Source organism: Streptomyces sp. NPDC014676 (genome assembly GCF_043084105.1).
GTDB lineage: Bacteria > Actinomycetota > Actinomycetes > Streptomycetales > Streptomycetaceae > Streptomyces.
Genome location: NZ_JBIBZI010000051.1, coordinates 1 through 1,007, shown reverse-complemented (window position 1 = coordinate 1,007; position 1,007 = coordinate 1). Strand labels below are relative to the sequence as shown.

Below are 1,007 nucleotides of genomic sequence, written 5' to 3'. Positions count from 1 at the left end.
CGAGTTGGTGTGTGATAGTGGGTGAGTCGTGTTTGCTCTGTTCACGGCGTTTGTTAAGCGGTGATGGTGCGGTCGGATACCAGGGTGGCGATGGCTTGGTAAGTGTCGCGGTGGTGGGTCCAGCGCTGGGGTTGTTTCCAGCGTTTGTGGTCGGCGAGGGCGTGTTCGACGGTGATCCGTTGTGAGGAGTGGTCGTGTCGCTGGCGTTCTCGGTGTTCGGCGAAGGGTGCTATGGCTCCCGGCCGTAGTTTGCGTGGCGGGGTGAGAGCCTTTCCGCGGTGGTCTCGGCCCAGGCCGGGGTAGCCGTTGTCGAGGAGAACCTGGACCAGGTCGAAGTGGTCGAAGCATCTGCCGATGCCGGCTGTGCGGGCGGCGGTGGCATCGTGTATGCGCCCTGGCCGCAACGCGTCGGTCCACAGGGTGCGGCCCTGATGGTCGGCGATGACGGTGGCCTTCATCGTGTTCTGCTTCTTCTTGCCCGACACGAACGCCTTGCGGCCGCCCCGGCCCGCGGCAGGCCGGCGGACCTGGACCTCGGTGGCGTCCAGCCGCAGCCGGACACCTTCGGCTTGGGCGTAGGCGAACACGTCTTCCAGGGTCCGCAGCCGCACGCCGGGCCGGTCCGCAACGGCGAACCCCCGCTGAGCCAGGAGCCGACGCACCTCACCGACCGCGCGGGTCACGGTGGAGCGGTCCGCTTCGTACAGAAGGGCCAGGACCGGATGCGGGAGGTCGTGCCGCAGATGGATGAGCGTGGCTACCAGCCGGTCCACGAGGACCAGCTGGTGGCGGGCACCGGCCCCAAGCGCCCGCTTTCTGGCCCCGCCACGTGCCTGATGCCGGCGCCCCTCGACCTCGGCCACCCACGGTCTGGCCAACTCCGCGGTCAAAGACGACAGATGAGCCCTCGAGACACCCGTGAACAACGGATGCGTGAGAACCGAACGGTCCACCATGCCTTTCACCAGCAGAGCATGCCCACCCGCTATCACGCACCAACTCGTTAG

At 67.1% G+C, this 1,007-nt stretch carries 1 protein-coding gene; it reads right to left on the bottom strand.

Annotation, left to right across the window (positions count from 1 at the left end):
* Nucleotides 1-53: 53 nt before the first annotated feature.
* Nucleotides 54-956, bottom strand: a complete 903-nt coding sequence (locus tag ACF1DX_RS39040; RefSeq protein ID WP_391795885.1) for a transposase family protein — start codon at nucleotides 954-956, stop codon at nucleotides 54-56.
* Nucleotides 957-1,007 lie beyond the last annotated feature (51 nt).